Origin of the sequence: Limnobaculum parvum (assembly GCF_003096015.2) — a bacterium.
In the GTDB taxonomy this organism is placed as follows: Bacteria; Pseudomonadota; Gammaproteobacteria; order Enterobacterales; family Enterobacteriaceae; genus Limnobaculum; species Limnobaculum parvum.
This window is the reverse complement of sequence record NZ_CP029185.2, coordinates 2,526,944-2,552,102: the sequence shown is the minus strand read 5'-3', so window position 1 is coordinate 2,552,102 and position 25,159 is coordinate 2,526,944. Positions and strand designations below refer to the sequence as shown.

At 47.1% G+C, this 25,159-nt stretch carries 15 protein-coding genes and 4 tRNA genes; 14 read left to right on the top strand and 5 right to left on the bottom strand.

Translation table 11 applies throughout. From position 1 onward, the window contains the following. The first annotated feature begins 440 nt into the window (after positions 1-440). The 10 genes from mltB (at position 441) to HYN51_RS10630 (ending at position 7,939) form a co-directional block, all read left to right on the top strand. On the top strand, positions 441-1,550 hold the full coding sequence (gene mltB / locus HYN51_RS10675) for a lytic murein transglycosylase B (RefSeq protein ID WP_108900003.1): 1,110 nt from the start codon (positions 441-443) through the stop codon (positions 1,548-1,550). Positions 1,551-1,754: 204 nt separating this feature from the next. Further along, positions 1,755-2,243, top strand: a complete 489-nt coding sequence (gene pncC, locus HYN51_RS10670) for a nicotinamide-nucleotide amidase (RefSeq protein ID WP_108900002.1) — start codon at positions 1,755-1,757, stop codon at positions 2,241-2,243. 105 nt (positions 2,244-2,348) lie between these two features. Next, positions 2,349-3,407: a recombinase RecA gene (gene recA, locus HYN51_RS10665; protein ID WP_108900001.1), complete on the top strand. Its 1,059-nt coding sequence runs from the start codon at positions 2,349-2,351 to the stop codon at positions 3,405-3,407. Between the two features lie 39 nt (positions 3,408-3,446). Then, positions 3,447-3,914 (top strand): regulatory protein RecX, encoded by a 468-nt coding sequence (locus tag HYN51_RS10660; RefSeq protein WP_108900000.1) that lies wholly within the window; start codon positions 3,447-3,449, stop codon positions 3,912-3,914. Between the two features lie 139 nt (positions 3,915-4,053). Further along, positions 4,054-6,681, top strand: coding sequence for an alanine--tRNA ligase (gene alaS, locus HYN51_RS10655; RefSeq protein WP_108899999.1), 2,628 nt, complete (start codon positions 4,054-4,056; stop codon positions 6,679-6,681). 278 nt (positions 6,682-6,959) lie between these two features. Then, positions 6,960-7,145: a carbon storage regulator CsrA gene (gene csrA / locus HYN51_RS10650; protein WP_027275176.1), complete on the top strand. Its 186-nt coding sequence runs from the start codon at positions 6,960-6,962 to the stop codon at positions 7,143-7,145. A 290-nt stretch (positions 7,146-7,435) separates the two neighbouring features. Next, positions 7,436-7,528 (top strand) — tRNA-Ser (locus HYN51_RS10645). A 21-nt stretch (positions 7,529-7,549) separates the two neighbouring features. Further along, a tRNA-Arg gene (locus HYN51_RS10640) sits at positions 7,550-7,626 on the top strand. Between the two features lie 80 nt (positions 7,627-7,706). Continuing rightward, positions 7,707-7,783, top strand: a tRNA-Arg gene (locus tag HYN51_RS10635). Between the two features lie 79 nt (positions 7,784-7,862). Next, a tRNA-Arg gene (locus HYN51_RS10630) sits at positions 7,863-7,939 on the top strand. Between the two features lie 401 nt (positions 7,940-8,340). Here the strand turns inward: HYN51_RS10630 and malG are convergent. From malG to malE, 3 genes are all read right to left on the bottom strand, one after another. After that, positions 8,341-9,231 carry a maltose ABC transporter permease MalG gene (gene malG, locus HYN51_RS10625; RefSeq protein WP_108899998.1) on the bottom strand — a complete coding sequence of 297 codons (891 nt, stop codon included), beginning with the start codon at positions 9,229-9,231 and terminating at the stop codon, positions 8,341-8,343. Between the two features lie 14 nt (positions 9,232-9,245). Continuing rightward, the gene (gene malF / locus HYN51_RS10620) at positions 9,246-10,811 is read right to left on the bottom strand and encodes a maltose ABC transporter permease MalF (RefSeq protein WP_108899997.1); all 1,566 of its coding nucleotides are present in this window, start codon (positions 10,809-10,811) and stop codon (positions 9,246-9,248) included. An 85-nt stretch (positions 10,812-10,896) separates the two neighbouring features. Continuing rightward, a complete protein-coding gene (gene malE, locus HYN51_RS10615; protein ID WP_407936321.1) occupies positions 10,897-12,126 on the bottom strand; it encodes a maltose/maltodextrin ABC transporter substrate-binding protein MalE in 1,230 nt (409 codons plus the stop codon). Between the two features lie 413 nt (positions 12,127-12,539). Here malE and malK point away from each other — a divergent pair, with 413 nt between their 5' ends. The 3 genes from malK (at position 12,540) to malM (ending at position 15,984) form a co-directional block, all read left to right on the top strand. Next, positions 12,540-13,649 (top strand): maltose/maltodextrin ABC transporter ATP-binding protein MalK, encoded by a 1,110-nt coding sequence (gene malK / locus HYN51_RS10610; protein ID WP_108899995.1) that lies wholly within the window; start codon positions 12,540-12,542, stop codon positions 13,647-13,649. Between the two features lie 41 nt (positions 13,650-13,690). After that, the gene (locus HYN51_RS10605) at positions 13,691-14,956 is read left to right on the top strand and encodes a maltoporin (protein WP_108899994.1); all 1,266 of its coding nucleotides are present in this window, start codon (positions 13,691-13,693) and stop codon (positions 14,954-14,956) included. Between the two features lie 101 nt (positions 14,957-15,057). Further along, positions 15,058-15,984 (top strand): maltose operon protein MalM, encoded by a 927-nt coding sequence (gene malM / locus HYN51_RS10600; RefSeq protein WP_108899993.1) that lies wholly within the window; start codon positions 15,058-15,060, stop codon positions 15,982-15,984. Between the two features lie 1,237 nt (positions 15,985-17,221). Here the strand turns inward: malM and malQ are convergent. Further along, a complete protein-coding gene (gene malQ / locus HYN51_RS10595; RefSeq protein WP_108899992.1) occupies positions 17,222-19,321 on the bottom strand; it encodes a 4-alpha-glucanotransferase in 2,100 nt (699 codons plus the stop codon). 10 nt (positions 19,322-19,331) lie between these two features. Further along, on the bottom strand, positions 19,332-21,725 hold the full coding sequence (gene malP, locus HYN51_RS10590) for a maltodextrin phosphorylase (RefSeq protein WP_108899991.1): 2,394 nt from the start codon (positions 21,723-21,725) through the stop codon (positions 19,332-19,334). A gap of 377 nt (positions 21,726-22,102) precedes the next feature. On the opposite strand from malP, the gene malT reads away from it, so the two are divergent. Then, positions 22,103-24,811 carry an HTH-type transcriptional regulator MalT gene (malT, locus tag HYN51_RS10585; RefSeq protein ID WP_108899990.1) on the top strand — a complete coding sequence of 903 codons (2,709 nt, stop codon included), beginning with the start codon at positions 22,103-22,105 and terminating at the stop codon, positions 24,809-24,811. Positions 24,812-25,159 lie beyond the last annotated feature (348 nt).

The following is a 25,159-nucleotide window of genomic DNA, read 5'->3' as shown; positions in this document are numbered from 1 at the left end:
CCTCATAACTTACGCTTCATACTTAAAGCGGAATTGATATTTTTTACCTAAAAGGAAGCCTTCACCTTCAGCAAACAGAGCTTAAGTTTACCAACAATAGTCGGATTCGTCATTTTGACTGCCGGAGAAGTTGTAAGAATTATTAGCCCGGCTATCTTGCGTGCATTATCAATACTGCCGTTGATGATTTGGATGCTGCACAGTAAACAGGCGAGTAGGCAAGAGGGCAAGGTTCCCCGCAATTTCATATTCAGCCCTGTAGAAATTAAAACTCTTTTGTGATTATCGCTGTTGGTGCTCATAAACCCAGATATCCATGACTAATTTATCGCCAGTTGATTCAAGGTTGTGCAACAGGTCAGGCATATTCCTGTTTGTTCATGGCAGATAATGCCTTACCATAGGCACCATTCTTTTTTGTTTGGTTATATGGATATTTGATGCGTTATTTGGCTGCTTTTTTACCTTTAATCCTGTTGCTTTCTGCCTGTAGCAGCAAGCCTAAGCCCACCTCTCCCGTTCTTACGTCTACATCTGGAACAACACAGCGTTCTGATGTATATCCCGTAAAAGGCGGTTTTCAGCTTGAGGCTGAACATGCCAACCATTTGGCAGACGGTGATTTTGCCTATAACCCAGCCGCGACTCGCTTTATTGATAAGATGGTGCAGGTACACGGTTTTGATCGCCAACAGCTACAAAGCGTATTCGGTCAGACTAAAAGGCTGGATTCCGTCATCAGATTGATGGACAAACAGGCACCGTCTACTACGGTGAGCACCGGTCAACCATCAGTACCAAACGGTTCATGGATTCGCTATCGCAGCAAGTTCATCACGTCTGACAACGTACAAAATGGCGTGGTGTTCTGGAATCAGTATGAAGGAGCCTTGCAACGTGCTTGGCAGCAATATGGCGTTCCACCCGAAATTATCGTTGGTATTATCGGGGTAGAGACCCGCTGGGGTCGCGTAATGGGTAAAACTCGCATTATTGATGCGCTGGCAACGCTCTCTTTTGATTACCCACGCCGCGCTGAGTATTTCAGCGGTGAGCTGGAAACCTTTCTGCTGATGGCCCGCAAAGAAGGAAACGATCCGCTTTCTCTACGTGGTTCTTATGCAGGGGCCATGGGATATGGTCAATTTATGCCATCATCGTTTAAAGACTATGCGGTGGATTTCAATGGCAACGGTCATGTCAATCTGTGGGATCCGGAAGATGCTATCGGCAGCGTAGCGCATTATTTTAAAGCACACGGCTGGACTAAAGGCGCCCCGATTGCCGTACCGGGCATTGGTGAGGCACCTTCACTAAAGCAGGGCTTTAACACCAGCTATCCGCTTTCAACGCTGGCTTCCGCAGGGCTTAGACCACAAAGCTCCCTTGGCGGCTATCAGGAAGCTAGCCTGTTACGCTTTGATATGGGCAGCAACTATGAATATTGGTACGGTCTACCAAACTTCTACACCATTACTCGCTACAACCACAGTGCACATTATGCAATGGCGGTATGGCAGCTAGGTGAAGCGGTTAAACGTGCCAGATAATGGATGATTATTAGCAGAAAAGGAGCACAGATGTGCTCCTTTTTTAATATTTAGAGAAAAATTGGAAGACGTTTTGCATATCGGCACTCGCAGGTTTGATTCTCTGGTAGTTGTTCAGATATGGTAATATTCTTAACGGCGAACAAAGCCTGAGACAGGCGTTCTCAGGCCTTGAGATGAGCAGCCCACCGCAAGGGAGTATCAATATTGGACACCAGAATCTGTACGTTGAGTCAGCAGATAGGCCAACGCCTTGTTGCGACAGGTCAGTGGATCACTTGTGCTGAGTCTTGCACCGGTGGTTTGATTGCGGCTTATTTTACTGAGATTGCCGGGAGTTCAGCCTACTTCGATCGTGGTTTTGTCACTTACAGTAACCAGGCTAAACAGCAACTACTAGGCGTTAACCAACAGACGCTTTCTCGGTGGGGCGCGGTTAGTGAACAAACGGTGAGAGAAATGGCTACCGGTGCACTGAAGGCCGCTCGTGCAGATATTGCTATTTCAGTTAGCGGTATTGCCGGGCCGGATGGGGGGAGTGCTGAAAAGCCTGTAGGTACCGTTTGGTTTGGCTGGGCGAATCGTGATGGGGTAGTGATTGCCCGTAAAAGGCGCTTTAATGGCAACCGCCATCAGGTCCGTCAACAGGCGGTAGAATATGCCTTGACGGTCGTGCTGGAAAAATTTATTTAAAACTGACTTGATACTGTATGATTATACAGTATAATCACTTCATCGCTTTAGAAATAAAGTCTCATATAACTTTATGACCACATTTGATAACTACGGAGCCGCATAATGGACGACAACAAACAAAGAGCGCTTGCCGCCGCATTAGGACAGATTGAAAAGCAGTTTGGTAAAGGTTCAATCATGCGTTTGGGTGACACTCAATCTCTTGATGTTGAGTCTGTTTCTACCGGTTCACTGAGTCTGGACGTTGCGTTAGGAATTGGTGGTTTACCGATGGGGCGCGTAGTTGAAATCTTCGGGCCAGAATCTTCAGGTAAAACCACGCTGACGCTGTCGGTGATCGCGCAGGCACAAAGAGAAGGCAAAACCTGTGCCTTTATCGATGCAGAACATGCTCTGGACCCAATTTACGCCGCCAAACTGGGTGTACAGGTTGATGATTTATTGATCTCTCAACCGGATACCGGTGAGCAGGCGTTGGAGATTTGTGACGCGTTAGTTCGTTCTGGTGCTGTTGACGTTATCATCATTGACTCCGTTGCCGCGTTAACACCAAAAGCTGAAATTGAAGGCGAAATGGGAGACTCTCACGTTGGTCTGCAGGCACGTTTAATGTCTCAGGCACTGCGTAAGTTAACCGGTAATATCAAGAACGCAAAATGTCTGGTGATTTTTATTAACCAGATCCGTATGAAGATTGGCGTGATGTTTGGTAACCCTGAAACCACTACCGGTGGTAACGCACTGAAGTTCTACGCTTCTGTCCGTCTGGATATTCGCCGTGTAGGTGCGATTAAAGATGGGGAAGAAGTGGTTGGTAACGAAACGCGCGTTAAAGTGGTGAAGAATAAGATATCTGCACCATTCCGTCAGGCAGACTTCCAAATTCTGTACGGCAGCGGTATCTCTAAAGAGAGCGAACTGATCGATCTGGGGGTTAAACATAAGCTGGTAGATAAATCTGGCGCATGGTATGCCTATAACGGTGACAAAATTGGTCAGGGCAAAGCCAATTCAATGAAATTCTTGCAGGAAAACCCGGCAATTTCTAACGATCTGGAAAAACGCCTGCGTGAATTATTGCTGACTACCAACCCGTTTGTGCCAGCAGTGTCTGATGTTGAAGAAGATGATGCAGAGCTGCCAGAAGGCGAAGAGTTTTAATTTCAACTGTAAGTTTAAGTTGTAACGAGTTGATTAGTTATGAAATCACTATTACCACGAGTAATGCGGTTATTAGCCCAGCGTGACTATAGTGAACAAGAGATGCGCCGTAAACTTGCGGCGCATTCTTTTTTCGATCGCACCGCAGAAAAAGATCCCATCTCCAAAGAATCCATCGATCAGGCCATTGAGTATTGTCACCAGTACAACTGGCTTAACGATGCAGAATACTCCCGTAAGTTTATTATCAGCCGCAGCCATAAAGGTTACGGCCGTCAGCGTATTCAGTCGGAATTGCAGCAGAAGGGTATCGACCGGGATGATATTTCCCAAGCAATGCAAGAGTGCGGTATTGATTGGTATGAGAAAGCAAAAAAAGTTGCGGCCCAGCGTTTTGGTCATGATATCCCAACGGATTGGAAAGAACGCTCAAAAATACAGCGTTATCTGGCTTATCGCGGCTTTGCTCAGGACGAAATTCAATTAGTTTTCAGCGATTCTGAATAATAAATCCTCTGCGGATTTACTTCCCATCAAAGAAATTTTATCTTATTGCTACTTTTAATTCGTAAATAAGACGTTTACTTCTGATTTTTCGTGCTTAACTTACGAATCGCCTTCATTTTAGCCAGATATTGGAAATTATATGAGCAAGAGCACCGCTGAGATCCGTCAAGCGTTTCTCGATTTCTTTAATAGTAAAGGGCACCAGGTTGTCGACAGCAGCTCTTTAGTGCCGCATAACGATCCTACTCTTCTGTTTACTAACGCAGGAATGAACCAGTTTAAAGATGTATTTCTTGGGCTGGATAAGCGTGCCTATACTCGGGCAACGACTTCTCAGCGTTGTGTCCGTGCCGGTGGTAAACATAATGACTTAGAAAACGTAGGTTATACCGCCCGTCACCACACCTTCTTTGAAATGCTGGGTAACTTTAGTTTTGGTGATTACTTTAAGCACGACGCTATCAATTTCGCCTGGGAGCTACTTACCGGCGCTCAATGGTTTAACCTGCCGAAAGAAAAGCTGTGGGTGACCGTGTATGCGACGGACGACGAAGCTTACGAAATCTGGGAAAAAGAGATCGGCATTCCTCGTGAAAGAATCATCCGTATTGGTGATAACAAAGGTGGCGCTTACGCATCAGATAACTTCTGGCAGATGGGTGATACCGGTCCTTGCGGTCCATGTACTGAGATCTTTTTTGACCATGGCGATCACATCTGGGGTGGCCCGCCGGGTTCACCAGAAGAAGATGGCGACCGTTATATTGAGATCTGGAATATCGTATTTATGCAGTTCAACCGTCAAACCGACGGAACTATGCTGCCATTGCCGAAGCCTTCTGTTGATACCGGTATGGGCTTAGAGCGCATTACGGCGGTTCTACAGCATGTCAACTCTAACTACGATATCGATCTATTCCGCACCCTGATTGATGCTGCGGTTAAAACCACGAAAGCCACTGACTTGAGCAGTAAGTCTTTACGGGTTATTGCCGATCATATTCGCTCTTGTGCTTTCCTGATTTCTGATGGCGTTATGCCATCCAATGAAGGCCGTGGCTACGTATTACGCCGTATTATTCGCCGTGCGGTACGTCATGGGCACATGCTGGGCGCGACGGAAACGTTCTTCTATAAGTTAGTGGCGCCGTTAATTAGCGTTATGGGTAGCGCTGCTGATGAGCTGCGCCGCCAGCAGGCGATGGTTGAACAAACGCTGAAAACGGAAGAAGAGCAGTTTGCCCGTACTCTGGAGCGTGGTTTAACGCTGCTGGATGATGAACTGAGCAAATTAACGGGGGATACGTTGGCGGGTGAAACCGCATTCCGCCTGTACGATACCTTTGGTTTCCCGCTGGATTTAACTGCTGACGTTTGCCGTGAGCGCAATATTAAAGTTGATGAAGTCGGTTTTGAAAAGGCGATGGAAGAGCAGCGTCGCCGTGCTCGTGAATCTAGCGGTTTTAGTGCTGACTACAGTAAATTAATTCGCGTCAACGGTGAAACTTGTTTTAGCGGCTATGAGCGTCTGGAACAGTCATCAAAAGTTATTGCTCTATTTGTTGCTGGTAATGAAGTTAAAGAGATTAAGAGCGGTCAGGAAGCGGTAGTGGTGCTGGACAGTACACCATTCTACGGCGAGTCAGGTGGTCAGGTTGGCGATCAGGGTATACTGAAGTCTGCCAATAGCACGTTTGACGTGCTGGACACACAAAAATATGGTCAGGCAACGGGTCACGTTGGTCGCTTGATTCAGGGCGAACTGAAAGTGGGTGATAGTGTTGATGCTCTGGTCGATGTGGTACGTCGTGGACGTATTCGCCTGAACCACTCGGCAACCCACTTACTGCATGCTGCATTGCGTCAGATTTTAGGTGAGCATGTTGCACAGAAAGGTTCTCTGGTTAATGACAACTATCTGCGTTTTGATTTCTCCCATCCTGAAGCGATGAAACCTGAACAGGTTCGTGCTGTTGAAGATTTAGTCAATCAACAAATTCGCCGTAACTTGCAGGTAGAAACCAATATCATGGATTTGGACGATGCGCGAGCCAAAGGCGCAATGGCGCTTTTTGGCGAGAAGTACGATGACAAAGTTCGCGTACTCTCGATGGGCGATTTCTCAACTGAACTATGCGGTGGTACTCATACCGAAGCGACCGGTAATATTGGCTTGTTCCGTATCACGTCGGAATCAGGTATTGCTGCTGGTGTGCGCCGTATTGAAGCCGTCACCGGTGAAAACGCGATAGTTTCCATGCATCAGCAAAGTGACGTACTGAGCGAAGTTGCGTCATTGGTCAAAGGTGACAGCAACAGCTTGATTGAGAAAGTGAAAAGCCTGCTAGAACACGCCAAAGGCGTTGAGAAAGAGCTTCAACAGTTAAAAGATCAACTGGCCGCTCAGGAAAGCTCATCGTTGGTCAGCAAAGCGGTAGACGTGAAAGGGGTTAAGCTGCTGGTTAGCAATCTGCAAAACGTTGAGCCAAAAATGCTGCGCACCATGGTTGATGATATTAAGAATCAACTGGGCTCCGGTATCATCGTATTGGCAACGGTACATGATGATAAAGTTAGTTTAATTGCTGGCGTTACCAAAGATCTGGTTGATCGCGTAAAAGCTGGTGACCTGATTAGCCCTGTTGCGGAGTTAGTGGGTGGTAAAGGTGGCGGTCGTCCTGATATGGCTCAGGCGGGCGGTACCGATGTGGCAGCATTACCGGCTGCACTGGCAACGGTCGAAAATTGGGTTGCGGCTAAACTATAGAAATAGGAGATTCCGCAGGTTTGTATGATTACGCGCTTTATCATATTAGAACCTGCGGAATTGTCTGATATTTTTAGTTGAAACAATTTAGTACAAAATTACAAAAATTAGCTAAACTTAGGCGTATGCGTGTTCTTATCTTGATTATTGGCTGAATGAATACCGTGATGCTAGTGAATCTACCGGATTTATAGCTTACGTTCTTAGGACATATCATGGATAATGGGCAGGATGCACAAAGAGATGCAATGGTTGTTTAATCTGTCAAGGAGCAAAGAATGCTTATTCTAACTCGTCGAGTTGGTGAGACGCTGATGATCGGTGATGAAGTAACTGTTACTGTTCTGGGCGTAAAAGGTAATCAAGTTCGTATTGGTGTTAATGCGCCGAAAGAAGTATCTGTTCACCGTGAAGAGATTTACCAGCGAATTCAGGCTGAAAAGTCACAGCAATCGACTTTTTAATCCATTAACGCGCTTTACTTGCAGTTATAGAAAGTAAGGCGCGTTGTTTTTTGCGCAATACGCCAATTTTTTTTGTTATTACGTCTTATTTATACCCTTGTTTTATTCCCAGGTTTAGCCACAAAAGCACGATTTTTTGCTGACAAAGTGTTCGTGTTGTTTGCTTAGTGCACAAACGAACCTAATGAACGAAAAAGTATTTGACTTATAAGTTCGGGAAAGTAATATGTGCGCCACGCAGTGTTAATAAACATTTTAAATGTTTAGCAACCTGCAGATAGTAAGAACACGGTGAGGTGGCCGAGAGGCTGAAGGCGCTCCCCTGCTAAGGGAGTATGCGGTCAAAAGCTGCATCGAGGGTTCGAATCCCTCCCTCACCGCCATTTACTACGCTGTTATAATCTGCACCCGTAGCTCAGCTGGATAGAGTACTCGGCTACGAACCGAGCGGTCAGAGGTTCGAATCCTCTCGGGTGCACCATATTTTACAGTGCTGTTATAGTAACGGCATTCGTATCAAAAACAGATGTTGTCGTAGTATCTGTTTCAAAGAATTAAAGAGCACCCGTAGCTCAGCTGGATAGAGTACTCGGCTACGAACCGAGCGGTCAGAGGTTCGAATCCTCTCGGGTGCACCATACTTCACTCTGTTGTTTTAATAACAGCGTTTGTCATGAAAACAAATGCCTTGTAGTATTTGTTTTAAAGAATTAAAGAGCACCCGTAGCTCAGCTGGATAGAGTACTCGGCTACGAACCGAGCGGTCAGAGGTTCGAATCCTCTCGGGTGCACCATCTTGAAGTTTGCAGATACCGAAAGGTATCTTTTTTTATGTCCAAAAATTAATATTTTTCCATTCCTAGCTGCTCTACGGTTTAGCGGTTGATTCTCTATGCGCTCATTATTTCCTGTGAGCGAGTATCTCTATGCCGCTGATATAGAATTAGAGCCTGCGTTCCTTAAGTCACCAATATAGCGCCAGAAACACCTTCTGAGGGTTTTGTAAGGCACAGGAGATTGGATTCATTAAGTGACTTATTAAACCCGTTTACAGCGTGCTCAATCAGTTTGGCAATATCACCAGTATCGTGCTGATGGTTTCAACGTACCGCATCACAAATATCAATAAAAAAAGCGGCCAGAAAGACCGCTGAAGTGATACAAAGACAACAATGAGGGATGCAGCTTAAAAACACTATCCTTTTACACCGCCTGCCGTGAGGCCACTCACTAACCAGCGCTGGGCCAGCAGGAAGACAACGGTAATTGGGATAGCGGACAACACGGCGGCAGCGGCAAAATCTCCCCACAAATAGTTTTGTGGGTTGAGATATTGCTGCATGCCTACTGCCAACGTATAGCTGTTTACATCGCGTAACAGCAATGACGCTACCGGTACTTCGGTGATAGCAGCAATAAACGACAAGATAAATACCACTGCCAGAATGGGCACCGACAGCGGCAGCAGAACCAAACGGAAAGCCTGCCATGGCGTGGCCCCATCTAATGCAGCCGCTTCTTCTAGGCTGCCATCAATCGTTTCGAAATAACCTTTAATCGTCCATACGTGCAGGGCGATTCCTCCCAGATAGGCAAATATCACCCCACCATGCGTGTTCAATCCCAGCATGGGAACATATTGTCCCAGACGGTCAAACAATGCATACAACGCGACTAAAGAGAGTACGGCTGGGAACATCTGAAATATCAGCATACTTTTTAGCAGAGTACTTTTACCGCGAAAGTGCATACGTGCAAAAGCATAAGCGCAGGTGGTTGACAGGGCCACGATGCCGATTGATGTAATAACCGCAATTTTGACGGAGTTCCATAACCACAGCAAAACGGGGAAGGGCGGTGGCGTCACTTTACCGCTGGCATCAGTTACGCTAAACCCCAGCGCCAGTTTCCAGTGTTCCCAAGATATCTGTTCAGGGATTAAACTGCCGGTTGCAAAGTTACCCGAGCGCAGAGAAATTGCGATAACCATCAGTAGCGGAAACATGATCAGTGCAATAAAACACAGCATCAGAAAATGGGTAAGACCGATACGCAATCGCTGAGATTTAGGTTGAACCATTGCCATATTGTTATCCTTCCTTAATCAAAGTTCATACGTGATGCTTTCAGATTGATAATCGCCAATGCGCCTACCAGTAAGAAAATCAGGGTGGCGATAGCCGCTGCCAAGCCAAAGTTTTGTCCGCCGCTGCCTTCGAAAGCCATACGGTAAGTGAAGCTAACCAATAAGTCGGTATAACCAGCCGGTGTAGTGGTACCTATTCGATCGGGACCGCCATTGGTGAGTAACTGAATCAATACAAAGTTATTAAAGTTAAACGCGAAGCTGGCAATCATCAGCGGTGTTAGCGGTTTAATTAATAGCGGGAAGGTGATACGAAAAAAGTTCTGGAACAAATTTGCACCATCCATCGCCGCGGCTTCATATAAATCATCGGGAATAGTCTTCAACAGCCCCATGCATAGAATCATCATGTAGGGATAGCCCAGCCAGATATTAACGATCACGATCATGCTGCGTGCCATCACCGGATCGTTAAACCAGGCTGGTTTGATGCCAAATAGCGCTTCTAGCATCATATTGATCTCACCAAAGCTTTGGTTGAACAGCCCTTTAAAGATCAGAATAGAGATAAAAGAGGGAACGGCGTAAGGCAGAATTAATAGCACCCGATAAATGGCCCGGCCTTTCAGCGCCTCCCACTGGACAACACAGGCTAATATCATGCCCACGGCCACGGTAAATATCACGGTCAGCAGAGAGAAAGCGATAGTCCAGATAAAAATAGAGATAAAGGGTTTTTGAATCCCTTCATCAAACATCACCGTCAGGAAGTTTTTCCAGCCAACGGTAACGGTAAAACCGGGGCTTAGCACTTCGCTTTGCCACTGACCTTGGGCATTGACAGCCTGATAAAATCCCGTTTCTTCATTGGGTAGGTAGCGAACGCCGGTTTGCTGGTTTAGCAGGGTCTTTTGGTCTTCTGCGAGCACATACAACGATTGAATTTCAGAAAACTGGCGCAGTGAACTCATGCGCAATACTTTTTCTTCTGGTAGTTGAACTGACAGAGTACCAAGCTGTTTGTTGTTTTGAATAACTACGCGCAAAGGTGCGGCTTCTCCTGCTGGAGCCGCAGTGATTTTTTCTACGGTTAGGGTCGGCGGAAGCGCGTTGAGATCAAACGCTTCGGAAAGCAGCATCTCATTTTGTGTATCATTAAGAAAAAGACGCCATTTTTGACCTTCCGAATAGAGGGAAAAGTTATAGGCATGTCCAGAAGTAAACTGGTTTTGTAACAGTACCGATTGGGCGCGTTCAAAGGTTAGCTGATTGACGCTGCTGTAGTTAGTAAAAGCAATGGCGATGGTACAGGCTAAAGGAAACAGCACAAATAGTCCCATTCCCGCCATCCCCGGATACACATAGCGCCAAGCATAAGTTCGTGAGCTAGCAAACACATACAGGCCTAAACCCACCAATATCAGGGTTAGGATGGCAAATAAATATTCACCCTGTGCATACATCAGCACAACCAGATAGCATGCAAACAAAGCAAAAAGCGTAATGATTAACCACTTCAGGCCGTTCCCCAGGCTAACTCTTCCGTTTCCTTGCGGTAATTCGGTTTGAATAACAGACATGACGAACTCCTTTGGGTGGCCCGGGAGACTACAAACATTCGGTCGTTAACAGCGGTGCAGTTATCTGCACCGCTGTGTTACAGATTTACTTGGTAATACGAGTTTCAACATCTTTTAATGCGGCAGGAACAGTCTGACGACCGTGGATCGCATTCAGAATAGCGCTGCGTTCGGCATACCAAAACCCGCTCATTTGCGGAATGTTTGGCATGATTTCGCCTTTTTGAGCGTTGTTCATGGTAGCGGCGATGCGCGGATCTTTTTCTAGCTTCTCCTGATAGGATTTCAGTGCCACAGCACCCAGCATCTTGTCGTTATTCACCAGCGTTAATCCTTCATCGGTCAGCAGGTAGTTTTCCAGAAATTCTTTCGCCAGATCTTTGTTGGGACTGGCGGTGTTAATTCCAGCAGAAAGCACGCCAACAAATGGTTTAGATGGCTTGCCTTTAAAACTTGGCAGCATAGTGACGCCATAGTTAATTTTGGCTTTATCCAAATTGCCCCATGACCACGGACCATTAATGGTCATAGCGGTTTCACCCTTAATAAAGCCAGCTTCAGCCACGGAATAATCCGTATCAGGATTGATGTGTTTGTTTTTCACCAGATCAACCAAGAACTGTAGCCCAGCTTGTGCTCCGGTATTATTTACGCCAACGTTTTTCACGTTATAGTGACCGTTTTCGAACTTGAAGGCATAGCCGCCGTCAGCAGCGATAAGTGGCCAGGTGAAGTAGGGCTCTTGTAGATTCCACATGATGGCGCTTTTACCTTTAGCGCGCAGTTTAGTATCCAGAGCGGTGACTTCTTCCCAAGTTTTTGGTGGTTCGGGTAATAAGTCTTTGTTGTAGATCAGTGCTAACGATTCTACTGCGATAGGGTAGCCAATCAGTTTGCCTTTATAACGCAGCGCATCCCAAGTGAAAGGCGCAATTTTATCCTGCAGGGCTTTGGACGGGGTCACTTCTGCCAGAAGTCCGGATTCAGCATAACCACCAAAACGGTCATGAGCCCAGAAAATGATGTCAGGGCCATCGCCCGTTGCTGCAACCTGAGGATACTTCTCTTCCATCTTATCCGGGTGTTCAACGGTGACGCTAATGCCGGTATCCTTTTCAAATTTCTTCCCGACTTCAGCCAGACCGTTGTATCCTTTATCGCCATTGATCCAGATAACCAATTTGCCTGCTTCAATTTTGGCCATCGCTGAGCTGGAGAGACAAAGTGCGACTAGGGCAGAAATGGTTGCCACCTTAGAAACCGCCAGTGGACGTTGGGTATGACGACGTGCAGCGTTTAGTATACGGAACATCATAGTTATCCTTCTTTCAATTTAGTCAGGTAGTCTGGATGGCAATCGATATACGGTTGCCAAGGCAAAGACATTTACACGGTAACTATGTTGCCGCCGTGCGTGAATAAAAGGCATCCTCCTCTTTTCTATGCCCTCCAATACCTTTGTGTGATGCGTGTGGCATTTGCAACGCATTTTGTGCGCGTCATCACATAAAGCCTGTGATTAATTTGTGAGTAAATTCACAATCTTTCTCTCATCAGGGGAGGATTCATCTCCCCTCTGTTTAGCTCATCCTCCCACCTCCTCCCCCCATAAAAAACCTTCCAGTGGATGATTTGTACTTGCGATTTTTTATGCAATATCGCAGCCATACCAATTTATCGGTTGGTTGAGTATGACCACAGAGACCGACAAACAGAGAGGAGCTAATTATGGCCAATGTCACGCTAAGCAATGTAAGTAAGGCATTCGGTGATGTTGTCATTTCCAGGGACATTAATCTTGAAATCGATGATGGTGAGTTCGTCGTATTCGTTGGCCCATCGGGCTGTGGCAAATCTACTTTGCTACGCATGATTGCTGGCCTGGAAGATATTACCTCCGGCGAACTGACCATCAACGGTAAAAGAATGAATGAGGTACCACCGGCACAGCGTGGAATTGGAATGGTTTTCCAGTCTTACGCGCTGTATCCCCATCTTTCTGTGGCAGACAACATGTCTTTTGGCCTGAAGTTGGCTAAAGCACCTAAAAGCGAAATTAAGCACCGCGTGACGCAAGTTGCAGAGATGCTGCAACTGGGTCATATGCTGGATCGACGGCCAAAAGAGCTATCGGGAGGGCAGCGCCAGCGCGTGGCGATTGGCCGAACGCTGGTGGCGGAGCCAGAAGTTTTTCTGCTGGATGAACCGCTTTCTAATTTGGATGCCGCACTGCGGGTTCAGATGCGTATCGAAATTTCCCGTCTCCATAACCGCCTGAAGCGCACCATGATTTACGTTACTCACGATCAGGTGGAGGCGATGACGCTGGCGGACAAAATCGTGGTGCTGGATGCCGGGCGAATTGCTCAGGTCGGTAAACCATTGGCGCTATATCACTATCCGGCGAATCGTTTCGTCGCGGGTTTCATTGGTTCGCCAAAAATGAATTTCCTACCGGTGAAAGTCACCGCGACGGCCATTGAACAAGTTCAAATCGCATTACCAAACGGGCAGCAGGTTTGGCTGCCGGTAGACAGTCATGGAGTTCAGGTGGGGACCAATATGTCTCTGGGGATCCGGCCTGAACATTTAACAACCAGTGAGATTGCAGATGTCACGCTGGAGGGAGAAGTACAGGTAGTAGAGCAGTTAGGCAATGAAACACAGATACATATCCAAATTCCGTCGATCGGACAAAACCTGATTTACCGTCAGAACGACGTTGTTTTGGTAAAAGAAGGCTCCACCTTTGCGATTGGTTTACCGCCACAACGCTGTCACCTATTTCACAGCGATGGCAGGGCCTGTCAACGGTTACATAGAGAGCTGGGCGTTTAAATAAACATATTGCCACTAAGTGGCATCATAGGAGAACTACGATGGTCGTGTCCCGCAAGTTACAACTTTCTTTAGCCGTTGCAGCAGGTGTTTTTGCAACTCAGGCACTGGCTGTTGATTTTCATGGTTATGCTCGTTCTGGTATTGGCTGGTCAGGAGATGGTGGTGACCAGCAGTGTTTCCAAGCAACGGGAGCACAGAGTAAGTACCGTTTAGGTAACGAATGTGAAACCTACGCAGAATTGAAGCTAGGGCAACAATTATGGCAAGAAGGCGATAAGAAGTTTTATCTGGACAGCAACGTAGCTTACTCAATCGATCAGGCAAACGACTGGGAAGCAACCGATCCGGCATTCCGTGAAATTAACGTGAAGGGTGAAAACCTGATCGACTGGTTGCCTGGTTCAACCATGTGGGCCGGTAAGCGTTTCTACCAGCGTCACGATGTACATATGATCGACTTTTACTACTGGGATATTTCAGGTCCGGGAGCGGGGCTTGAAAATATCGATCTGGGCTTTGGTAAATTGTCTATGGCGGTGACGCGCGATACCGAAGCCGGTGGTTCTCACGGTTGGATTGATGGACAGGCGGATGAAGTCCCTACCGCTAACGACGTGTTTGACATTCGTTTAGCCAACCTGAATACCAACCCGGATGGCGTACTGGAGCTGGGTGTTGACTATGGTCGCGCCAATGCACGCGATGGCTACTCTTTAGCGGATGATGCTTCAAAAGATGGTGCTATGTTCACCGCAGAACATACTCAAAGTATGTTAAGTGGTTTTAACAAGTTTGTGGTTCAGTATGCAACAGATTCAATGACTTCTTGGAATACCGGTCACTCTCAGGGTGCCAGCGTGAATAATAACGGCAGTATGGTCCGCGTATTGGATCACGGTGCTATCTCTCTGGCGCAGGATTGGGATCTGATGTACGTCGCTATGTATCAGGATACCGATCTTGATAACAGTAATGGCTCAACGTGGTACACCGTTGGTGTGCGTCCAATGTACAAATGGACACCAATTATGAGCACCTTGCTGGAAGCTGGCTATGATAATGTGAAGGCTCAGAATACGGGCGATCGTAACAGTCAGTATAAAATTACGCTGGCACAACAATGGCAAGCAGGTAACAGCATTTGGTCCCGTCCGGCCATTCGCGTATTTGGTACCTATGCAAATTGGGATGAGAAGTGGGGATATAACGACGGTGTTGCCACTAATGATACCTCGACTAAAACCTACAGCCGTGGAAATAACGATGAATTTTCCTTCGGTGTTCAATTCGAAGCTTGGTGGTAATAACATCTGATGTCCCAATGGCAGGCGTGAATGATGTGCTGTTCAACGTCTGCCATTTTTCTGTTGTATGAGTCTTTTGTTACTTTCAGAGGGAAAAAATAATGAATAACAAATATCTGGCCTTATGTTTAGCGCTGGCACTGGTCAGCGGCATGAGCAGTCAGGCGCAGGCGGTATCGCTGTTCAGTGATAACGTTCAGGCCCCGGAGAGCGTGACAACCGCTCCTACACTTTCTGGCAGTAAGCTACAGCAGTTACCTTGGCAGTCGCTAGTTCCACCGACTACTCAAACTATCAAGCTGAATGCGGCATCACCTCAACTGTCTCAGGGGGATATTCGTGGTGCGATTGCCACCATTGCGCTACCGGCTAATCGCGGTACGTTGGAAATCACATTATCCAGCCTAGTCGACAATAAAAGCGTTTATGCACCGAACGTTTTAGTATTGGACGAGCAAATGCGCCCGGCGGCATATTATCCTAGCGAGCGATTTACTTACGCCGGTCCTGAAGTTATGGATTCCGATCGCCTACAAGGCACGTTGCGCCTGACGCCAGCCTTAGGCCAACAGCAGATCTACATGCTGGTGTATACCACCAATAAAGACCTGCAACAGACCACCAAATTAACCGCCCCAGCCAAAGCTTATGCCAAGGGCGTGGGGAATGCAGTGCCAGATATTCCGGACCCTATTGCTCAACACAGTGAGCAGGGGACGCTGAAGGTTGTTGTTAAATCTGATCAGCAAAATGGCAATGTGATGATCGGTCAATTAATGCCAGCATCCTCATCAGATGCGGCGGCTACAGCCGTCATTCCTGCGCCAGCGGCGGCACCGGTAGCGAAAGCGCATGCAGCGCCAGAAAAAGTGCTGACAGATACCGAAACCTACTTTAACCAAAGTATTCGCGCTGCGGTGAAGCAGGGCGATATTGATAAAGCACTGAAGCTGCTGGATGAAGCGGAGAGATTGGGATCGACAACGGCGAGAGAGACGTTTGTTGGGAGTGTTAAGGCGAAGAAATAACTCATTTTCCAATGATTAGATTTTGAGTCAATATTATCTGCCAATGAAGTATTGCCCGGCTACTGAGTGGTGGCCGGGCATGAGTAAGTTTCGCCGCCTTTGGTTCAGTGTTTATTAGACCACTACAACGGTGGTGTTTGCGTCGAGCAGAGGGGCGTTAGGGCGAACGCCCCTCTGCATTCCCCGCGCCTGCGTAGCCGATTGCTGACCGCTGCTTTTTGAATGTTCTGGGGTGGTTGTAGTGGTGTAAGTTTCGCCGCCTTTGGTTCAGTGTTTATCTCGACGGTGGTGTTTGCGTCGAGCAAAGGGGCGTTAGGGCGAACGCCCCTCTGCACTCCCCGCGCCTGCGCAGCCGACTGTTGACCACCGCTTTTTGAATGTTCTGGGGTGGTTGTAGTGGTGTAAGTTTCGCCGCCTTTGGTTCAGTGTTTATCTCGACGGTGGTGTTTGCGTCGAGCAAAGGGGCGTTAGGGCGAACGCCCTCTGCATTCCCCGCGCCTGCGCAGCCGACTGTTGACCGCCCCTTTTTGAATGTTCTGGGGTGGTGTAAGTTTCGCCGCTTTTGGTTCAGTGTTTATCTCGACGGTGGTGTTTGCGTCGAGCAGAGGGGCATTGGGGCGAACGCCCCTCTGCACTCCCCGCGCCTGCGCAGCCGATTGTTGACCGCCGCATTGCGGCGGCAACCTCAGCCAATAAAAAAGTCGACGCACCGGCGCAGAGCCGCTCCAGACGTCGCTGCGCCTCGACCAACATCCGTGTTGGTCGTGCTACTTTTTTATTGGCTGAGGCAACATTCGGATGCTTTAACCTGAAGGGCAAAGGGCAAAGGGCAAAGGGCAAAGGGCAAAGGGCAAAGGGCAAAGGGCAAAGGGCAATATATAAAAAATAAATGCCTGAATGAATCACCTGACTGACAGTTAGCATTGCTAATCGGAGGGAGAGGCTGCCGTTGGGGTCGTAGCAGCTTTAGCTGCCGGAGTGCCCCTAGGCAGACTAGGCCCGAAGCGCACTAGAGCAAAGTACAAACGGTCTTCCGGCCGAGCACAACGGTGATATACGCAAGATCGTGTTTACGGCCGGAATATCCTCAGTTCCCAATTATCCAAAAGCTAAGCGTTGGCAAGGCTGACGTACTCTGGCTTAACGTACAGACGGTCTACCAGCCGGAATATCCTCAAAAACCAATTAAACATTACGGGCCATCAAATGATGGCCCGTAATGTTATTAGCCTCACCGCTATTTCCGCTTTGGTTTCCGAGTCGCCGCCAACTGTCTCTTGCTATCCATATCATTCAACACACGACGTATCGATAAATCAGCAAACATATTCTCCAGTGAGTTTGTCAGCTTACGACGCCAGTTTGGATATTCCTTATAGGTGCCCGGTACGTTCACTGGTTCCGACATATCCAATAAGTCCTCTAACTGAATTCCCACCAGAGCGCTATCCGTCAACGCTAAATAGCGTAACAAACCGCGGTTAAGTTCCGGAGACATCGGCATATCTTTCACCGTTTTACGCATACTTTTAGGTACACAGTAATAGCGATGCAAACTGTTCAGAATACCCTGCTTGGTAAGCTCTCGTTCCTGATAGATTTGCGCCAGCGCCAATGGGTTAGGGTAGAGGCCCAGTTGCTTACCCAGTGCTAAATCGCCGCACTGCCAGTAACCTTTAAGTGTCGGCATATCATGGGTGGTTGCCGTTGCCATCGCCTGGGGTAGATAGTCCTCTGGTGGGGTTAATTGATTTTGTTCATCTTGTTCAAAAAACAGAATTTTGTAGGAGTAAACACCACCGGTGCTTAATTTGCTGACAATATCCTTAGGTACAATCCCCAAGTCTTCACCGATGACCATACAGTGATGCCGTTGACTTTCCAGCGCCAGAATCGCCAATAAATCATCAACCGGATAATGCACATAAGCACCGTTTTTAGCGCTTTCTCCCTGAGGGATCCACCACAAACGTAGCAATGACATCACATGATCGATACGCAATGCACCGCACTGAGTCATATTGCCTCGTAACAGGTCAATAAATGGCTGATAGGCACGTTCTACCATCACATGGGGTCTCATTGGCGGTAGCGCCCAGTTTTGCCCGAGTGGCCCAAGAATATCCGGTGGCGCGCCGACGGAAGCACTGAAGCAATACAGGGAACGGTCTTTCCAAGCATCGGCACTTTCCTGAGCAACCCCCACCGCCAAATCACGGTATAAGCCAATGGACATCTTCAATTTACGGGAAAGACGGTAGCATTCACTTAACTGCTGGTGAGCTAACCATTGCAGCCACAGATAAAATGACACTTCAAAAGCATGCTCTTGAGCGAACTGGCTGACCTCAGGGTTCTGACTATCTTGGTAGTCCATCGGCCACTGATACCATTGCCAAGCGTGGCCTTCCTGTACCAAATGAACCGATAATGCATCAAAAATTGCCTGATAGCGTAAGTCATCACCGCCCTGCGCCACAAACTCGCTGAATTCACGCTGTGATGTATCTCTTTCCGGACGGGTAATAAATTGCTGATAGGCTAATTTTAGCGCCGCCAACTTTAATGACATCACGCCGGTATAATCAACCCATTCCACTTTACGCAGCTCGGCTAACTTTTTCTGAGTAGCGGACTGCTGCCACCATTTTTGAGCCTTAGAACTGTGGTGAAAATCATCCACCTGATTGATATCAATATAGATAATATTTAACCAGCGACGGGAAGACGGGCTATAAGGGCTGCAAAATTCAGGGTTGGCCGGGTAGAGGGCATGAATAGGATTCAGCCCAACAAAGGCTCCGCCTCGTTCAGCAATACTTTTCAGCAGTTGTTGAACATCACCAAAATCACCAATCCCCCAGTTGCGATCCGAGCGGAGGGTATACATCTGCACGCAGGTTCCCCACAGCTTTTGGTGATGATGGAGTGGCGCAGGTTCATAACAGCGTTCTGGTGCGACAATAACCTGACAGCGCCACTGTTGCTGATCTCGGGTCAGCGTTAACTGGTGATAACCGCAGGGTAGATCGGTCGGTAACTTTAACGGTTTACCTTTAGCCACGTTTCCCTGCTGTAATTCCCCTTGCTCCAAAGTAAGCTGCCACTGTGCTTCAAAAGCCAGTGGCAAAGAGAACGTACTGTCTTGTCGTAACACAATAACCGGGGGAAGTGGCTCCCCCTCTTTATCGTCCGGCAGAGTGAATTGCATTGCTGATAGCAATAGCTGTTTCACCTCATCGCTGATGATCTCGGGTTGGCCATAGGCATTCAGATAGCTGTTTGATATGCCTGCGGCGGTGGCCGTTTGCTCTAGGAGTGACTGTTCTTTCTTCATACATACCTGCTTATGCTTTGCGTTGCCAAATACGCTGCTGATAGTCACGGATAGAACGGTCAGAACTGAACATACCAACACGAGCGGTATTCAGAATCGTCGTTCTCGTCCAGAGGTCGCGATCGATAAAGTGCTCACCCATACGTTTCTGTGCCTCGCAGTAGTCTGCGAAATCAGCCAGAACCAGATACGGATCGCCGCCGCTGCCCAGACTGTTTAGCATCAGATCGAAGGCATGTTTATTCCCCTGAGTGAAGATGCCGCTGGAAAGTTCTTTCAGAATCTCATCCAGATGCTTATCCTTCTTACGCCACTTCAGCGGGTCATAGCCAGAGGCTTTTAAGGCATTAACCTGCTCAACGGTATGACCAAAAATAAAGATATTTTCGTTCCCGACTTCTTGGGCAATTTCTACGTTAGCGCCATCCAGTGTACCAATGGTTAGCGCCCCGTTCAGTGCCAGCTTCATATTACCGGTACCTGATGCTTCTTTACCCGCAGTAGAGATCTGCTCAGACACGTCGGCGGCAGGGATAATCAACTCAGCGACCGATACTTTATAGTCAGGAATAAATACCACTTGTAGCTTCTGGTTAACCAGCGGGTCGTTATTGATTTTTTCCGCCACGCAATTAATGGCATAAATAATATTTTTTGCTAAGTAATATCCCGGAGCGGCTTTTGCGGCAAAAATAAATACTCTCGGTGGAATATCCAGCGATGGGTTATCCCGTAATTGGCGATAAAGAGAAAGAATATGCAACAGATTAAGGTGCTGGCGTTTGTATTCATGCAACCGCTTTATCTGTACGTCAAATATGGCATCAGGGTTAATGATCAGGCCGGTAACCTGCTTCACATAGCGCGCCAGATATTGTTTATTGTCATCTTTGATTTGCTGATAGCGTTGACGGAAAGCGGCATCGCCAATAAAAGGCTCCAGCTTTTTCAACTGGTCTAAATCCGTTACCCAACCGGTACCAATGGCGTCATCAACCAGTGATGCCAACGCGGGATTACACTGTTTTAACCAGCGGCGTGGCGTGATGCCATTGGTCACGTTATGGAATTTGTTTGGCCATAGCTGGTTATATTCAGGAAACAGGTCTTTCACCACTAGCTCGGAGTGCAGGGCGGCAACGCCATTCACCGCAGAACCACCGATAACACACAGGTTGCCCATGCGTACCTGACGGTTATGAACCACACAGAGTTTTTCCCATACGGCTTTATCTTTTGGCCAAGTTTTCTCTACCAGCGGTTTAAAGTGAGCATCAATTTGCTTAATAATGGCAAAGTGGCGCGGCAGCAGACTTTGCATCAGTGAAGCACTCCAGCACTCGAGGGCTTCCGGCATCAGGGTATGGTTGGTGTAAGCAAAGGTTTTGCTGACGATAGCCCAAGCTTTATCCCAGCTCATCTGATGCTCGTCCAGCAGAATACGCATCAGTTCAGGAATGGCGATTGTGGGGTGAGTATCATTTAATTGGATGACTTGATAGTCCGCCAACTGTTCAATTTTATGTCCTGCTAGATGGTGACGACGCAAAATATCCGCCACAGAACAGGCGCACTGGAAATATTGCTGCATCAGACGCAGGCGTTTACCCGCAGTATGATTATCATTTGGATAGAGAACTTTGGTCAGTTTTGCCGCTTCAATACCCAGTCGCTCCGACTGAAGGAATTTACCATCATTAAACAGCGTGAGGTCGAAAGGTGTGCTGTGGGTGGATTGCCATAATCTTAAAGTTTGAACCACCCCATTTTGATAACCCACCACCGGCAGATCCCAAGCTTCACCCACCAGCGTTAAAGCGGGTTCCCAGCGTTCAACGCCTTGGGCATTTTTAACCAGCTTGCCGCCAAAGTTAACCGGTACATTTAGCGTCTCATTACGGGTAAACCAAGGATAGTGTTCACGCATCCAATTATCAGGGGACTCATGCTGGTGTCCTTGCTTGAATGACTGACGGAACAAGCCATATTGATAATTCAAACCATAGCTAATGGCCGATTGACCAATTGTTGCCATTGAGTCCAGAAAACAGGCAGCCAGACGACCCAAGCCGCCGTTACCCAGTGCAGGATCGACTTCCTGCTCTAATAGATCGGTGAGGTCAACGTGATAGTCGGCCAGCGCGGTTTTTATCTGTTGATATAGCCCGAGGTTGAGCAGGTTATTACCGGTTAATCGACCAATCAAAAATTCCATCGAGATATAGTTAACTTGCCGTTGCTGAGTATTCGGAGCGGTAGCTTGCAGCGGCAGTAATTCGTTTAATGTTCGGCTGAGCGCTTGCCACCATTGGTGTTGAGTCATCTGTTGCGCGGATTGCAGACCAAAGCTTCGCCATTGACGGGCCAGACTGTCATGAAACTGCGCGGTATTAAATGTTTGCATAGTAGGTAGGGCCTCTGATTTTGTTAATTATAGAGTCGTGCTCATGCTGTCATTGATGCAGGTGGAGAGCATCATCCCGAGGGGGATTAGTTAGGGAGGAGGAGAGGGGCGTAGCCGGACCATATTCATACGGTGATTTTTATTCTCTCAGGGACAAAATTATCGATTAGGGGGCGGATAAAAATAGAGTATGCGACTAATATCAGACAGGCATCAAAACAGAAAGTTGGAACTGTGACTCCGGGCTTGTTCATATAACCTCAGGTTAGGGTTAAATTGAGATACAGTCAGATGTATTGGGCTGGCGTGCAAAGTAAATTATCTGTGCTATAACTAATTGTATTTAAATATATAAATTAAGATGCGAGTCTGATTATATGCTAATTCCATCGAAGTTAAGCCGTCCAGTTAGACAATCCCACGTAGTGATACGTCACCGTTTACTGAATAAATTGTCCAATGCATTCGACTATCGCTTGATACTGGTAACGAGCCCGGCAGGTTATGGAAAAACCACGATGATAACCCAATGGGCTTCTGAAATGCCTTATTTGGGGTGGTATTCATTGGATGAAAGCGATAATCAACCACAACGCTTTGCCAGCTATTTAGTTTCCGCAGTGCAACAGGCTACCAATGGGCACTGTGAGAAAAGCGAAACCTTAACGCAAAAGCACCAATACACCAGTATTACCGCACTGTTTTCTCAGCTGTTTGTTGAGTTATCTGAATGGCGGCAGCCGTTGTATCTGGTTATTGATGACTATCACCTGATTACCAATGACGTTATTCATGATGGCATGCGTTTCTTTTTACAACATCAGCCAGAAAATCTCACGCTGGTGATTTTGTCGCGCAATCTTCCTTCACTGGGTGTTGCGAAATTACGGGTACATGGCCAACTGCTAGAGATTGATAGCCAGCATCTGGCGTTTACGCATGATGAAGCGAAAGATTTTTTTGATTGCCGTCTTGAAACGCCAGTATCGGTGGAAGAGTCGCACCGATTGTGCGATGAAGTAGCCGGTTGGGCAACGGCGCTGCAATTAATTGCGCTTTCCACTCACCAATCGGGGAAATCGGTTAAGCCGTCAACAAAACGCCTTTCTGGGCTTAATGTTCGCTATCTGTATGATTATTTGGTTGATGAAGTGCTCGATCGTACCGATGCAGTAACGCGTTCATTTCTACTACGTTGTTCGGTGTTACGTTCGATGAATGCGGAGCTGATTACTTGTATCACGGGTGAAGACCGAAGTCAGGCGCGACTCGAAGAGACGGAGCGTCAGGGGCTGTTTATTCAGCGCATGGACAATCGGGGAGAGTGGTTCAGTTTTCACCCTCTGTTTGCCAGTTTTTTACATCAGCGCAGTCAAAATGAACTGGCTCAGGCGCTTCCTGAAATCCACAAAGCGGCAGCCGAAGGGTGGCTGAACATGGGCTATTCCGCTGAGGCCATTTATCACGCCCTAAGCGCGAATAACCTTGAATTACTGCGGGATATTTTGCTACAGCACGCTTGGTCACTGTTTAATCACGGTGAGCTGGAACTACTGGAAGAGTGCATTAGTGCACTACCTTACGATTATCTGATAGAGAAACCGAAACTCATTTTGCTACAGGCTTGGTTGGCTCAGAGTCAACATCGCCATGCGGAAGTCAATCTGCTACTCACTAAAGCAGAAAAAGAGATCGCAGCAAAACAAATAGAGATTGAACCTTGGTTATACGCCGAATTTGACGTTTTGCGCGCACAAATCGCCATTAATTCTGAAGCGCTAGATGAAGCGGAAATGCTGGCTATGACAGCGATTGAAAATCTAGCGCCGGACAGCTATTACGGGCGAATTGTTGCCACATCGGTGATTGGCGAAGTGATGCACTGCAAAGGTAATCTAATCGAAGCGCTCAGTATGATGCAGCAAACCGAGCAGATGGCCCGTCACTTTGAAATTTATCACTACGCGCTCTGGGCGCTGCTGCAACAGAGTGAAATTCTGTTGGCTCAAGGTTTTGTACAAGCGGCTTATGAAATACAGGAAAAAGCCTTTGTGCTGGTGGATGAGTTCAACCTACAACAGTTACCAATGCATGAGTTTCTGCTGCGTTTACGTGCTCAGCTATTATGGCAGTGGTCGCGCCTTGATGAGGCTGAACTGGCTACTCGCAAAGGAATAGAAATTTTAGACAATGGGCAGCAGCAGTTACAGTGTCTGGCGCTGCTGGCTAAATGCTTTTTAGCTCGCGGCAATTTGGATAATGCCCGTCATTATCTCTATCGCTGTGAAAACCTGCTAAGTAATGCTCAGTACCACAGCGACTGGCAAACTAATGCCGATAAACCGCGAGTAATTTATTGGCAAATGACGGATGACCGGGCCGCCGCTGCCAGTTGGCTACATCGGACTCAACGGCCGACCGGAGCCTACAATCATTTTCAACATGGGCAATGGCGCAATATTATACGGGCTCAGTTGTTGCTAGGTTTGTATGATGAAGCGGAAGTCATCCTGCTGGATATCATTAAGAGTGCGCGGCAGCTACAGTTGGTCAGTGAGCTGGGGCGTAATCTGATACTCTGCAATATGCTTTACTGGCATAAAGGGCAGAAGGGTGAGGCGCAGCAGATGCTGATTGAAGCGCTGACGCTGGCCTATCGTACCGGCCTTATTAGCAACTTCGTCATTGAAGGCGAAAGTATGGCCCAGCAATTGCGCCAGCTATTGCAGCTAAATAGCTTATCTGAACAGAATCAACACCATGCTCAGCGTATTTTACGCGAGCTTAATCAGCATTATCGGCATAAGTTTGCCCATTTTGATGAGAACTTTGTTCATCAACTGCTGAATAATGCCCAAACGCCTGAGCTGATTCGCACCAGTCAGTTAACCCATCGCGAGTGGCAGGTTCTAGGGCTAATCTATTCCGGTTACAGTAACGATCAAATCGCGGGAGAACTGGGCGTTGCTTCTACCACTATCAAAACCCATATCCGTAATTTGTATCAGAAAATCGGCGTTACTCACCGTCAGGAAGCCATACAACAGGCCCAGCAACTGCTGGAAATGATGGGCTATAACACATAGCCAAAGGTCTTTTTTAGTCAGAAGGCTCGTCAATTCACGATTGATGAGCCTTTTCTTTTATATATTTTGATAATTTGTATGGGGTTTTGATTAAATTAGACAATCAAATCCAAATCAAATATGTTGTATTTATTTTCATTTAATGGTTTTTATGTTGTTGTTTTCATTGGATTAAGTGCATTGTATTAATTCTAATTTTTTTATTTTATTTAATGGGTGTTTTTTATTGAATGACTCCATTTTCTATTTTTTAAAAATGCTTATTTATTTTTTAAAGGTGTGTTTGAAGGTGGGGTGTTTTTTATAATTTATTGAATTAGCTATGGTTTAATTAATTTTATATTTATC